The organism is bacterium (assembly GCA_028820935.1).
GTDB lineage: Bacteria > Actinomycetota > Acidimicrobiia > Spongiisociales > Spongiisociaceae > Spongiisocius.
Map to the genome: position 1 here is coordinate 144,284 of JAPPHZ010000009.1, position 13,338 is coordinate 157,621.

Sequence of the window (13,338 nt, forward strand, 5' to 3'; positions counted from 1 at the left end):
CCTATCTCCCTAGTGGTCTATCTGTGAAACAGCGGCGTGATATGCGCCGGCAGCGAAGGGGCGTCGGCGGCAAGCAGGGCACGCCGAGTTGTCGCAGGCAGACCACCACATCACCACTCCAGATGCGCTTCCGACCAGAGGACACGGCCGTTGGTCAACATCCCCGGGGTTGCGACCGCGTAGAGGACCATCCGCGCCAGGTCATCGGGATCCTGGAAGCTACCGGTGGGAGTCTCCGCAAGGTCCCGCCGGACGACCTCGTCGAGGTCATACCCCCACAACTGGCTTCGCCGCCTGTTCACCCATTTCCACATACCGTCGTAGACCATACCGGGATAGACGATCGTGGTGGCGATGGAGCGCCGCTCCAGGGCAGTTGCCAGTGTTCTCGAGAGATAGTTGAGCGCCACCTTGCTGACCCCGTATGCAGTGGAGGTCGGGATCGGCAACTCGGCGCCCTGGGAGCTGATGTTGACGATGATTCCCCTCCTCTGCGTATCAGGATCGACATCCTGCGCAGACATGAGCCGGGCCGCCTGCTGGGCGGCGACCAGTGGACCCTCTAGGTTGACCGCCATAACGTGGCGCCATGTATCCAGTGAGATCTCCAAGATGTCATCCACGTGGGTGATCCCGGCGACGTTGACCAACGCGTCCAGCCGGCCGTAAACCTCCGGCGCCATCCCCACCAACCTGCGCACATCGTCCGGCCGGCTCACGTCGGCGGGGCAGGCAACGGCAACGGAACGACCGCCGAGTTCGACCGCCAACCGATCCAAGTCCGCAACCCTCACATCCCCCAGCACCACCCGGATACCTGCGTCCACGAACGCGCGGGCGATTGCCGCGCCGATCACTCCGGCTGCGCCCGTGATGGCCGCGACCTGGCCTGCCACCGGCGAACCCGCGCCGGGCGAGACCACTCCCACCACCTAGCGCTCGGGTAGGAGCGCGGTAAGACCTCCGTCGACCACGAAGCTGGAGCCGGTGATGTTCGCCGCCCGTGACGAGGACAGGAACAGGACCAGACCGGCTACCTCCTTCGGATACGAGAAGCGACCAGTGGGGTACTGCTCCTCCCAATCGGCCCGCGTCTCGGCAGGCGTACGTCCCGTGTCCGTCGCGGTCAGCACGACCGCCAAGTCGACCAGCGGGGTGTACACCGAGCCGGGACATACCGCGTTCGCCCTGATGTTGTGCCTGGCTAGATCGATTGCCTCGCTCTTCGTGAGAGAGACCATGCCCGCCTTTGACACCGAGTAGGCCATTGCGCCGAGTTGGTTGCCGAAGGCCGACACCGAGGCGATGTTGACTATCGACCCGCCACCGGCGGAGATCATATGGGGTACGGCGTGCTTCGCCATGATGAACGCGGAGGTGAGGTTCGTCGCCAGGCACTTGTTCCACGACTCGAGCGACAGCTGGACCACATCGCCTACATGGTCGACAACGCCGACGGTGTTGACCAGATGATCGATCGAACCCAGCTCACCCGCAACCGCCGAGCAGAACCTCTCGGCTTCGTCGCTGTCCGTGACGTCCAGTACCCGGCTCTTTACGACCGTGCCGCCACTTCGCAACTGCTCGGTTAGCTCATTGAGCTCGGCTCCCCGCGTGTCGCACAACGCGACGCTCGCTCCGGCAGAGGCAAACGACCTGACGATCGCTTCACCTATCCCGCCACACGCCCCGGTGATGATCACGACCTGCCCTGAAAAGTCCTCTCTCATCTCAACCCTCTCCCCGTAACGTCACCGGTCTCCAACCGGGAGTAATCGGTATCGCTCCCCGAAGGCTGGACTCGGAGCCTAGTGGCCGCCTCCAAGAGCAACTTGCCGTGCCGCTATCCATCACCGCAGAGACCCACACATCCCCACCCATGTCCCGGAGTTCGAAGCGTTCACCCATACCGGTTGACCCGTAGCCTGTTAACGTCGCCGCCAGACGACGATCCATGCGATCGCCACCAAGCTCAGGGATATCCTTGCAATCGCATAGACGGGCGGGATGTCTCGGTAGGCGAGGAACTTGGCCTCTTCACCAACGCGCCTCTCAGCGACCCGTAGCCCGGTGTCAAATACCGGACAGCGGAACGCCGGGCGGTCTGGCAAACGGAGCCTGCGTGACTTCACCATCCGCGACCTGGTGGTACTTGTCGGTCCGGCGTCCCTGCTGGTCGTAGGCCTCTATCTCCTGCCCTTCTTCATCAACGCTGTCCTGTCTCTCTTCTCCTGGACGGCGTTCAGGTCGGACCTTGAGTGGATCGGGCTGGAGAACTACCGGCGACTCGACCAGAACGGCCTCCTCTGGCCGACTATCTTCCGCACCTTGCAGTTCACCGTCATCTGCGCGGGGGCAATGGTCGTGGGCTCACTCCTCCTTGCCCTGGGTCTCGAGCGCAACACCAGGAGCAACCGGATCCTACGCACGGTATTCCTGGTACCGCTGGTGCTGTCCCCCCTGGCCGCCGGATTCGTGTTCCGCGCCCTGCTCGGGCTCAAGGGAACGGTGAACACCGTCCTTTCGGCAATGACCGGGAGCGACATACAGATTGCGTGGCTCGGCAGCGGAACCCTCACCCTCGCCGTAGTCGGACTCGCCACGGCATGGCGCTGGTTCCCGATGATCCTGATCGTGTTCCTGGCGGGACTCATCTCGATTCCGGCGGATGCGATCGACGCGGCGAGGATCGACGGCGCCGGGCCCATAGCCCTGGTCCGGTACGTCAAGTTGCCGCTTCTGGCGCCGGCCATGACCTTCGCGGTCGTCGTGTCTCTGATCGTCTCCCTGAACGTCTTCGAGACCATCGTCGTACTGACCGACGGCGGGCCCGGACGGACCACCGAGGTGCTCAACTTCCTCATCATCCAGGAGTTCGGGGAGGGTCGGTTCGCATCCGCCGCGGCACTCAGCACCGTCCTGTACGGCGCGATCTTCCTCATGATCATCGGCGTCGTGGCCCGGCTCCGGCGGAGCGAGGTGACTCTATGACCGCCGCCGGGATCCCGCTGCGCCGGCTTGCGGGTGGCACGAGGGTAGGAGTGCTCACCCTGGTGGCGCTGGTGGTCGTCGGTGCGCCGATCTGGGTCGTGATCGTCAACTCGCTCAAGCCGTACCGGGAGACCGTGTCACCCAGCCTCCGCTTCCCCGAGACCTGGATGGCCGTGGAGAACTACGGCGTGGTCTTCGCGGAGGGAGAACTGGTACGCGGTTTTCTGAACAACGCGATCGTCCTGGCGATCGCACTTCCGCTGATCCTCGTGCTGTCGGCTGCCGCGTCGTGGGCGATGGTGCGGAGTTCGTCCCGCCTGCTCACGCCGCTGCGGTACGCGATGCTGGTCGGCCTCGTCGTCCCGCCGGCGATAGTCGCCACGATCTTCACGCTCAAGCGCCTAGGAATCTACGGAGGACTTCTCGGGCTGGCGCTCTTCTATTCGGCCCTGTTCATCCCGCTCGGCGTCTTCCTGATGATCGGGTTCATCCGCACCATCCCGCGCCACCTGGAGGAGGCGGCACGGATCGACGGAGCCTCCAACCTCGACATTCTCGTCCGCATCATCATCCCGCTACTGCGGCCCGCGCTGATAACCACCACCGTGATCGTGATGGTGGCGGTGTGGAACGACTTCCTGAACCCCTTCATGCTGCTGAACGATCCGGACAACAACACCCTCATCCTGTCACTGTTCAGGTTCGCCACCGGATCGACCGCCGCCGCCTCGTACAAATGGAATCTCGTCTTCGCGGACGTTGTGGTGACGAGCGTGCCGATGATCGCCATCTTCTACTTCGTCCAGAAGTACATGGTCCACGGACTCAGCGGCACCGAACGATGAGGGAGATCCTGACACCGCTCACAACAGATCCATGCATCACTGGTATGCCTACAGACCACATACCCACTAGTCGAGAGGAGGAACAGTGGGACAGAAACCAACTACACGCCTGATCATCCTGGGAGTAGCGCTGGCCCTGGTAGGGCTCGCGTGCGGCGAAGAGGCGGCCGAGGAAGCCACGACGCAAGCCACAGTCGCCGCCACCGAAGCAACCGTGGCCGCCACGGAGGCAACGGACGCACCGACCACGACCGCGGCCCCGGAGACCACGGCTATGGCCGAATCCGAGCCGGCCCTGCCGTTCGAGGGTGTGGAGCTCCAACTCTGGCGTCCCAACTGGGACCAGGCAGGCATCGACGCCATAACCGAGGGATTCCAGGAGCTGACAGGCGCCGTGATCGAGGTCACGATGATCCCGCCGACCGCGTCGGACAACGTCCTGCCGCGATGGGCGGCTGGTGAGCGGCCGGACATTCTCTACCTCGAGGGGTTCTCGAGCGTGATAGCCACGCTCAATCCGGCCGAGAACCTGTTATCGCTGGACGGTATGGACTTCACGGCCAATATCACACCCGCTCTCTCCCCGTTCGGCGTGATCGATGGTGTCCGCTACTGGGCGCCGCTGACCGCACCGACGGTGAACGGGTTGCTGTACAACAAGAAGGTGGTTGCTGACCTGGGGCTCGAGCTTCCGGGCACCCTGGACGAGATGCTCTCCTTCTGCGCGACGGCCCGCGACGCCGGCACCACACCCGTGATCATCGGCGAGGCCTCCACCTTCATGGGATGGGTCGTCCAGCAGGCGATGATCGCCGACTACCTGGTGGCCAATCCCGACCTAGTCGAGCGGCTCCAGAGCGGCCAGGCGAGCTTCACGGATCCCGAGTTCGTAAAGCGACTGCAGGCGCTCCGGGACATGAAGGACGCCGACTGCTTCCAGGAGAACGCGGAGGCGGTCGACTTCTCGACGTCGATGACCAGCTTTATGGAGGACGAAGGCGCCATCTGGGCCTGCGCATCCTTCTGCATCCCGGACCTGCTGGGGGCCTTCGGCCCCGAGGCGGTGGAGGAGAAGGTCGGATTCCTGCCGATCTCCTACGCCGAGACGGCCGTCTGGCTGTACGGAGCGGACCATTGGGGAGTGCTCCTGGCCAAGACCGGTGATGCGGAACGTGAAGCCGCGGCACGTGCATACGTGGACTACATCACGGGCGAGGGCTATCCGCTGTACCTCGAGAAGGCTCGCGAGCCGTCCCGGTACCCCAACCACCCGGTACCGGATCCCGACGCGTTACCGACGCCCGTGAAAACGGGCCAGGCAGCCGCCAGCGAGTATCCCGCAGCAGCAGCGCTCGACCCGAGGCTGCTCTGCTCGTTCGGTGACCTGTTTACCTTCCTGTCGGAACTGTTCGTGGGCCAGAAGACAGCGATAGAAATCGCCGAGGCCATGGACAGCGCCTTCGCCCAGTCCTGTGCCGATCTCGGAGTGCCGGGCTTCTAGCCGGCATCGGATGTGACAGCCATTTAGCAGACAACCCGACGAACTATCCGGCCCCCGCGTTCCGACGGCGCGGGGGCCGGCACGCCCGAGTCGCCAATGCATCCAGCCGGAACATCCCCCTGTCAAAAGAGGGCGAACTATCGTCGCCCCACCAGCTTCGACCGTGGTTCTCACCGGCATCGGTCTGGAGGCTCGACTGGCCGCCAACACCATCGACGTGGTGGTTCGCGAGCTGACCATCAGGGGTGCTGCCGCATCTCGCGGGCAGTTCGGAAGATCCCTGGAGTTGATCGCGAGCGGCCAGGCATCCGTCAGCCCGCTGGTAACGCACCGATTGCCCTGGACGCACGCAAACTCCGCCATGCGGACCGTTCAGAGCGACCGAACCATCGGGAAGGGTCTCCTCGACCATACGAATGAGTGAGCGCCCGTTGACACACTCGCTGGTCCGGTTGACGAGGTCCCTCACCCACGTAAGTATGCAAGGACTGCGCGGTCAGGGTGGGCCTATGACCTCGAACTCGGTATGGCGATGACCGAGACGGATCCGATAGAAGGAGAAGTCGTTACGGTCCATTGTGAAGATTCTTCGGAGATCTAGTTTTTCGGCAATCGCGACGAGGGAGGCATCGGCCAGATCTTGTAGTCCTGTGCCCCCCGGCCGATCAGTACATCAGGAAGCCGCCGCTCACGTTTAGGGTTGCGCCGCTCACGTAGGAGGCGTGATCGCTGGCCAGGAACACCACCACACCCCCGAGTTCCGATGGATCGGCGACCCGCTTCAGCGGGGTCGCTTCCTTGAGAGCTTCGAACACCTCGGGCGCCAGGTCGTCCATGAGCATGGGGGTATCGACCAGGCCGGGGGCGATGGCGTTGACCCGGATCTGGTGGGGACCGTAGGTACGCGCCAGGCCTCTGGTCATCGAGACGATCCCTCCCTTGGATGCGCAGTAGACGACCGAACCGCCGAAGCCGCCGGTCCACCACCCTTGGGACGAGAACAGGGTGATGCTCCCGCCCTCGCCTGCTTCGATCATCGCGTCTGCGGCGGCCCGGCAGAGGAAGAAGCTGGCCTTGAGGTTGGTGTCCAACTGGAAGTCCCAGTCGGCTTCGGTCACGTCGTCAACAGAGTCCTGGCGGGCCAGGACCGCCGCCAGGTGGGCCAGCGCCTTGAGGCCGCCCAACTCGTCGTAGGCCCGGGCGATCAAGGCGCGGTGGGCATCGAGGTCCCTCAGGTCCTGGCCCACCGCGATGTGCCCATCGCCTTGCATCCCCGCCACCACCTCGTCAGCGGCCGCCTGGTGGAGGTCGACCGCCATCACACGCGCCCCGGCGGTAGCGAAGGCCTCGGCCGTGGCCCGACCGATCCCTCCGGCGGCTCCGGTGACTATCACCCCTTGCCCTTCGAGTCCGGAAGCCACGCTCCAAGCCATGCTCTCTCCTCCGTACTCAGCCCAGCACCCGTTCGGTGCGGTAGCGATCCACGACCCTCTCATCGACTGCGATGCCGAGCCCCGGGCCCGACGGCGGGTATACCCATCCGTTCTCGTGGTCGAACGGCTCGGCCACCAGATCGTGCTGCATCGGGTTCTCGAGCGGTTTGAACTCGAACAGCTTGCAGGCGCTGCTGCTGAAGCTCACCGCCAGGCTGGCGGCGGTGACGATGGACGACGACCAGGCATGGGCGTTGGCTTGCCGCCGGTGTTGTTCGACCCGGTCGGCCATCTTCTTGAACCCGGTTATGCCTTCCGCCCGGCCCGGATCGCACCCGACCACGTCAACCGTCCCGGTTGCCAGCACCCGCTCGAAGCCCCGTAGCGTCCACTCCTTCTCGCCGTAGGCGATCAGGGTCTTGGTCTTGGAACGGAGGTTGGCATAGCCCTCGGGGTCCCAGTCACCCAGGGGTTCCTCGATCCAGTCGATGTCGTACTCGTCGAAGGCCTGGGTCCGCTTGATGGCGGTCATCACGTCCCATTTGATGACCCATCCCAGGTCGATCATGAGGCTCCTGTCCGGCCCGATGGCCTCTCTCATCTGGCGCACGTACTCGACGTCCCGGTCATGCTCAAATCCCAGATGGGCGTTGCCCCGCTTGCCGAAGCCCACCTTCACCCCCTGCAGACCGGTGGACAGCCACTCGACAGCCTCCTCGGCCATCTCGGGGATCGACTCGTAGTGGGCGTGGGACGACGCGATGCCGGGCAATCGTTCGTGGACGGGGCCGCCGAGCAGGTCGAGAACGCTCGCCCCGAGGGCCTTGCCCTTCAGGTCCCAGAGGGCGATGTCGAGCGCCGCGATCGCGAAGCTGGCAATACCCCCCTCGTAGCCGTACCACCAGGCCCGGTCCTTCAGGGAGCGGAAGATCACGTCGTTGTGAACCGGGTTCTTGCCGATCACCAGGTCCGCCATGCCGTCGATGATCGACGCCGTGGCGAAGCTCGACTCGGGCCACATGGTGACCGACTCGCCCCATCCCACCGTCCCGTCGTCGGTGGTCAGTTTCACCAGGCAGAGATGGCGGATGGCGTTGAAGTCGTTCGGTTCGGGGTAGCTGACCGGGATGGCTTCGACTCTTGCAACCTTCATGGGTCTCCTGCGGATTCGCCTGCTCGTAGTCGTGCGATGCTACCGGCCGGCCCCCACCGGCTTGAGCAGCTCCAGCGTGATGCCGTCAGGATCCCGCAGGTAGCAGGCCTTCACCCCGGTGTTGGGACCGGCGGTCACCTCCACCGGGCCCGGGCTGATCGGGGTGGCGCCGCTCCGGATGGCCCGATCCCACATCTCCTCGATGTCGTCCACCTCGATGCATATGTGGACGTTGCCGGGATTGGCGGTCTCCGGAGGGTTGGGGTTCTTGCCATCGACCTGGTAGTCGAGGATCTCGAGCACGGCGCCGCCGGGGAGGTCGATGATGGCGATGTCGATACTGACACCGGGATAGCCGGTCACCCGGCCGAGGTAGGGGGCGCCGAGGACTTGGCGCCAACGCTCCTCGATGCCCAGGAAGGAGCGCCAGAACTCCACTGACCGGCCCACGTCTTGAACGGTTATGCCGATGTGGTGTATCCGCCGCAGGTTCTCGATCACCATGTGACGTAGCCTCCTCCGTAGTTCACCGACTGGCCGGTCATGTATCCGGGTTTCTCGCCGAGCAGGAACCATATCAGCCCGGCAAGTTCCTCCGGCGAGGCCGTTCTTCCCAGCGGCACGGAGGCGTTGCGGGCAACGGTCAGCTCCTCGACGGTCATGCCCCGGAGAGGCGCCACCTGCTCGAGAACCCTGTCCTGCATCGGGGTGTCGATGATGGCGGGGCACACCGCGTTGACCCGGACCGGGATCTTGGCGAGCCCGTAGGCGAAGGAGCGGGTGATCGACAGGATGGTGGTCTTCGAGGCCGCGTAGATGGCGGCTTCGACCGTGTTGGACAGCTTGGCGGAGCTCGAGGACAGGTTGACTATGGCGCTCCCCGGGGGCATGGTCGGTCCGATTCCCTGGCACAGGAAGAAGATGGCCTCGGCGTTGATGGTGAAGATGTCGCGCCAGTCGTCGATCGTGAACTCGGACAGGGCCTTGAGGCGGATGATCCCCGCCGCGTTGACCAAGTAGTCGATACCTTGGCCCGCGGCGATGACTCTCGCCCGATCCTCGAGGTCGGCTAGGTCGGCTACCATCGGCTCGGCGCCGGCGGCATTGATCTGCTCGAGGCCCGACTCGTTGATGTCTACGGCGATGACCGAGCACCCTTCGTCAAGTAGGCGCCGGGCGACGGCCTCCCCGATCCCGCTGGCCGCACCGGTGACCATCGCCCTCGGTCGTGACACCATTCTTCCTTCCTCCTGTTGCTGTTACATGCGCGGTGGGAGACAGCAGCCGACCCGCCGAGCCGCTTCTAGGATACGCCCGTGGCCGATCCGTCTCGCGACCCCACCGCCTACGAGTTCGTGCGCCCTGCCCGGATGCGGCAGGTGCTGGAGGAGACCCCCATCGCCTTCCTCCCGATCGGGTGCGTCGAGTATCACGGACCGCACCTCCCGCTGGGCGTGGACATGCTGACCGCCGACAACATCTGCCACAGGGCGGCCGCTGTCACCGGCGGCGTGGTCCTCCCTCCCCTCTGGCTGGCGGCGGGCGTCCTGCCCCTGCCGCACGGAATAGTGGTCGATGTCGACGTGCTCCGGTCGGTGGTCCGGCCCATCCTGCGCCAGTTGGCCCATGGCGGCTTCAAGGTGATCGTGGTCTTCTCGGGGCACGGGGCCCTCGACCATCTCCACGTGCTCCGGGAGGAGACCGACCGGCTGATGGACGAGTTCCCGGACGTGAACGCCCTCACCACGGTGTGGAACGAGCTCAACGCCGGCATGGAGGGCGATATCCACGACCACGGCGCCAAGGTGGAGACCTCGTACCTGATGGAATTCCATCCCCACACCGTCGACCTTGCCACCCTCGAGGACGATCCGGAGGCCGAACATGTCGGTGTCTACGCCGCCAACCCCCGCTTCACCGCCAGCCGGGAGTGGGGCAGGATCATGGCGGACCACGCGGTCGGGCGTCTTGCCCGGATCATCGAGGGGTTCTCGGCGGGCGAGCGAGCCGACAGCTGGATAATGCTACGGCAACTCGTGGAGCGGCTGCAGGCGGGTGATCTGGTGGTCGTGGAGGACTCGGGCCGGGTCCGTAACGGATCGGTCAGCTTCGAGCTGCGCAACCCGAACCCGCAGTCCAAGTACATCACGGCGATCGACTCGCTGACGATCGACGGACAGCGGGTCGATCTGACCGGCGCGACCCTGGCCAATCCATCGATCGGCGAGGGCCACACCAATACCCATGTCGACCGGCTCGGTCCGCTCACCGGCTTCTACATACGCCGGGACCAGAGGATGGTCATCACCCTCCCGCATGCCCGCGCCGGATCAGGGGACCACGAGGTGGAGGCCCGTTTCGTTCTCGCCGACGTCCTGAAGATCGGCGCTCGAGGCTCCCTCAGAGCGTGATGTGACCCATTCCGGGACCGGATCCTGGTGGCGGCCCTACAGAAGGCTCGGCGACGCCACCGTCTTCCATGTCGACCTGAGGCCCCATGCCGATCACGAGGCGGAAGCGCTCGCCTGGCTGGACGAGGCGGAGCGGATCAGGCTGCAGCAGTTCCGGATCCCCGGCCCCGCGCGGAGGTTTGCCCTGTGCCGGGCGGCACTGCGAGAAGTGCTGGCGAACCGGCTGGCGTGCCGTAGCGAACGGATAACGTTCGGCGCCGGCGATCACAGGAAGCCCTTCGCCGTGGTCGATGACGTCCCGGCTGCGATCAGCTTCAATATCAGCCACAGCGGTGATCACGGGTTGATAGCGGTCAGACCCCGGGGACGTCTAGGGGTAGACGTCGAGCAGCGCCAACCCCGGCGGCACATGGACCTGCTGATCGAGACGGTCTTCACCGAGACGGAACAGGAGGCCTTCACGACTGCGGAGGGTCGAGATCGAACGAATCTGTTCCTCGACTTCTGGACCATGAAGGAGGCGCTCATCAAGGCTCTCGGCACCGGTCTGTACACCGACCCCGCCACGTTCGAGATTCCACCGGCGATGCAACGCGGGATGAAGCGAGGCACCTTCCGGTTTCCAGACCTCCCGACGGTGACCTGGCAACTGGACAACATCGGGAACGAGACGTACGCGGCTGCTGTTGCTCGCGAAGAGACACCGGAGCCTGCGCCGACCAGCGGCTAGTGGTCTGTCTGTGTAATGGCGGTGTGGTATGGCGAGGCAGCGGTGTTCCTCGCAAGGCCCGCTGACGAAGGCGTACCCGCAGGGTACGTTGAGGAAGCGGAACGCAGCGACGGGACGCCGATGGCCGCCAGAGCACCCGGTTGTTTCGCAGACAGACCACTAGGGCTCGACTCGGACAGTGACGATCTCCGCGCCGTAGTACTTCCGGTGACGTATGGAGGAGGCGTAGTGCCGTAGCAGGCGGAATGAAACCTCCCGCTCATCCGGGAGATCGCTCCGTTCGTCGAGATAGGAGAGCCGGTCCTCCAGGTTGTCCTCCACATATACCGTGATGTAGTCCAACTCGACAGCCCCGCGATCGGGAACGCGCCACTATGACCAGGCGGGGTGGAGCATCATCGGCCGGTTGCGGGTCCACGGGTTGTAACAGGCTCGACAGCGTCTCCTCGCCGGCAGCCCGCAGCAGATCGGTCGACGCCGCGTTCCACCCCATCCCGGTGGCCAATTCGGTGAGGTAGTCATCTATCTCGGGCAGGGCGGACATGTCCATCCGGACCTCGAGCCGAGCCCGGCGGCGACCGGTGGCTTCGATGAACAGGGTGAGAATGAGGGCGATCAGCGCTCCCAACATCATCCCGGAGTCCAGCGAGGCGCCCCAAGTCCCACCCAGCAGGTCACTGAACACACCCCGACCGTCCATGCCGACTCCGATCGAGAACGCCAGCGCTACCACGAGGGCTTTCCGGTGATCGAGACCGTCGCGGAGCACCGTCCTCATGCCCTCCACGAACAGCATTCCCATCAAGACGAGCAGGTAGGCCCCCATGACGGGTCTGGGAATGGTCAGCAGGAAGGCCACCAGCTTGGGCAGGAACGCCAGTGCCACCAGGAATGCCCCCATCAGATACCCGACCCGGCGGGAGGCCACTCCGGTGAAACCGGCAAGGGCCGCGCTCATTGACGAGACTCCGGTCATAGGGGGGATACCGGCGGCCGCTGACAGCAACGAGCCCGCCCCGTTGGCGTTCATCAGTCCCTGGACCATCCGGAAGTCACTGGTCCCGGGTTGCCGTCGCGACACCTGCTGGATGACCAAGCCGTCACCGATGTTCTTGATACCGACCATCAGGCTGATGATCACGAAGACCGGTACGAGCGCCCAGAACTCCTCACCGGGTGTCAGATCGAGTCCGGGCAGATGGATCCGGGGGATACCCAGCCAGGGCGCGTCGAGAACGGGCCCGATGTCGTAGCTCCCCATCAGCGCCCCCGCCACGCAACCGACCACTATCCCGATGAGCGAGGTCCAGAGCCGCCAGATACCCACACCGCGCAGGACCAGCCCGGCGGTCACCGCCAGCGTCACGGCGGCGATAACCACCCCGGCCCCGGCCGGCGCGCCGGGCGGGACTTCATCCATCCTGTCGAACGCGACCGGAAGGACGGTGGCCGCGATCAGCATCAGCACCGTACCGGTTACCACCGGCGTGATCAGGACCCGCAGCAAGGAGAGCCATCTTGCCAGCGCGAACTGGATCAAGGCTGATATGACGAACAGGCCGGCCAGCAATTCCGGACCGCCGCTGGACAGCGCCAGGAGGGAGACCGCTATGTAGCTCGGTGAGACGACCGCTATGACGAGATGTCCGGCGCCCAACCGTCCTATCCGGCCCGCCTGGAGAGCCGTAGTCATACCGCCCACCACCAAGGCCGCGAACACCGCCCATTCCACGTAGCTTCCGGGCTGGCCGGATGCCTGGGCGATGACCGCCACGATGACCACCGTCGTGGGCAGGATGAGCATGACACCCTGGATCGCAACACCGGCCGTTAACGGAAGCGGGCTCCAGTCATCGGGCTCGTACCGGATGTTCTCGTTGACTCGCACCCTTCCGTACCCCATCCGCCATGTCGCCGCCGCGGACCACCGCTCGGGATCGTACGCGGACGACGTTAGCCCCCTCGCCCTTAATGCCGGATAGCCGGTGGACCGATTCCAGCCTCAAGGTCCGATCCGGTGCCTTGACCAGCGATGGTCCACCGGTTATCGGGAAGGGGTACCTTGCCCGTCCGTCCGCCGGCGAGCGCAACAGCGGTATCCGTATCCGCAGCCGGGCATGTTCGTCGTTGGCGAGAGACGGTCGTGTCGATACCAAGGACAGGTTGTGGAATCGGCGACACCTTCCATCCGTCGGTAGAAGAGCGCCTTCATCCAGGCGTCTACTCTCCGCCTGGTGAACTCATCCACTTGGCCGGGTTGATGGTCGGTCCTGA

General features: G+C 64.9%; 13 protein-coding genes. 6 read left to right on the forward strand and 7 right to left on the reverse strand.

Translation table 11 applies throughout. The annotated features are described in order from the left end of the window. Positions 1–110 precede the first annotated feature (110 nt). Together OXM57_01475 and OXM57_01480 are read right to left on the reverse strand one after the other, a co-directional pair. A complete protein-coding gene (locus OXM57_01475) occupies positions 111–923 on the reverse strand; it encodes an SDR family NAD(P)-dependent oxidoreductase (protein MDE0351351.1) in 813 nt (270 codons plus the stop codon). A 9-nt stretch (positions 924–932) separates the two neighbouring features. Further along, positions 933–1,730: an SDR family NAD(P)-dependent oxidoreductase gene (locus OXM57_01480; protein MDE0351352.1), complete on the reverse strand. Its 798-nt coding sequence runs from the start codon at positions 1,728–1,730 to the stop codon at positions 933–935. Positions 1,731–2,070: 340 nt separating this feature from the next. Between OXM57_01480 and OXM57_01485 the strand changes: the two genes are divergently transcribed. From OXM57_01485 to OXM57_01500, 4 genes are all read left to right on the forward strand, one after another. Further along, positions 2,071–2,991, forward strand: a complete 921-nt coding sequence (locus OXM57_01485; protein MDE0351353.1) for a sugar ABC transporter permease — start codon at positions 2,071–2,073, stop codon at positions 2,989–2,991. Beyond that, a complete protein-coding gene (locus OXM57_01490; GenBank protein ID MDE0351354.1) occupies positions 2,988–3,836 on the forward strand; it encodes a carbohydrate ABC transporter permease in 849 nt (282 codons plus the stop codon). The genes OXM57_01485 and OXM57_01490 overlap by 4 nt, the downstream gene beginning before the upstream one ends. Before the next feature lie 85 nt (positions 3,837–3,921). Then, complete coding sequence (locus OXM57_01495) at positions 3,922–5,337, forward strand: extracellular solute-binding protein (protein ID MDE0351355.1); 1,416 nt, start codon at positions 3,922–3,924, stop codon at positions 5,335–5,337. Between the two features lie 163 nt (positions 5,338–5,500). Beyond that, positions 5,501–5,761 (forward strand): hypothetical protein, encoded by a 261-nt coding sequence (locus OXM57_01500; protein ID MDE0351356.1) that lies wholly within the window; start codon positions 5,501–5,503, stop codon positions 5,759–5,761. Between the two features lie 241 nt (positions 5,762–6,002). Here the strand turns inward: OXM57_01500 and OXM57_01505 are convergent, their stop codons facing one another. The 4 genes from OXM57_01505 to OXM57_01520 are packed head-to-tail and all read right to left on the reverse strand — an operon-like array spanning position 6,003 to position 9,161. Continuing rightward, the gene (locus OXM57_01505) at positions 6,003–6,770 is read right to left on the reverse strand and encodes an SDR family NAD(P)-dependent oxidoreductase (protein ID MDE0351357.1); all 768 of its coding nucleotides are present in this window, start codon (positions 6,768–6,770) and stop codon (positions 6,003–6,005) included. Positions 6,771–6,786: 16 nt separating this feature from the next. Continuing rightward, positions 6,787–7,923: a mandelate racemase/muconate lactonizing enzyme family protein gene (locus OXM57_01510; GenBank protein MDE0351358.1), complete on the reverse strand. Its 1,137-nt coding sequence runs from the start codon at positions 7,921–7,923 to the stop codon at positions 6,787–6,789. A 39-nt stretch (positions 7,924–7,962) separates the two neighbouring features. Continuing rightward, a complete protein-coding gene (locus OXM57_01515) occupies positions 7,963–8,427 on the reverse strand; it encodes a VOC family protein (protein ID MDE0351359.1) in 465 nt (154 codons plus the stop codon). Next, a complete protein-coding gene (locus OXM57_01520; protein ID MDE0351360.1) occupies positions 8,421–9,161 on the reverse strand; it encodes an SDR family NAD(P)-dependent oxidoreductase in 741 nt (246 codons plus the stop codon). Before OXM57_01520 ends, OXM57_01515 begins: the two co-directional genes overlap by 7 nt. 78 nt (positions 9,162–9,239) lie before the next feature. On the opposite strand from OXM57_01520, the gene OXM57_01525 reads away from it, so the two are divergent. Both OXM57_01525 and OXM57_01530 read left to right on the forward strand, forming a co-directional pair. Continuing rightward, the gene (locus OXM57_01525) at positions 9,240–10,334 is read left to right on the forward strand and encodes a creatininase family protein (protein MDE0351361.1); all 1,095 of its coding nucleotides are present in this window, start codon (positions 9,240–9,242) and stop codon (positions 10,332–10,334) included. A 1-nt stretch (position 10,335) separates the two neighbouring features. Beyond that, a complete protein-coding gene (locus OXM57_01530) occupies positions 10,336–11,064 on the forward strand; it encodes a 4'-phosphopantetheinyl transferase superfamily protein (GenBank protein ID MDE0351362.1) in 729 nt (242 codons plus the stop codon). A 259-nt stretch (positions 11,065–11,323) separates the two neighbouring features. Here OXM57_01530 and OXM57_01535 read toward each other — a convergent pair whose 3' ends face one another. Further along, on the reverse strand, positions 11,324–12,952 hold the full coding sequence (locus tag OXM57_01535; protein MDE0351363.1) for a hypothetical protein: 1,629 nt from the start codon (positions 12,950–12,952) through the stop codon (positions 11,324–11,326). Positions 12,953–13,338: the final 386 nt, after the last annotated feature.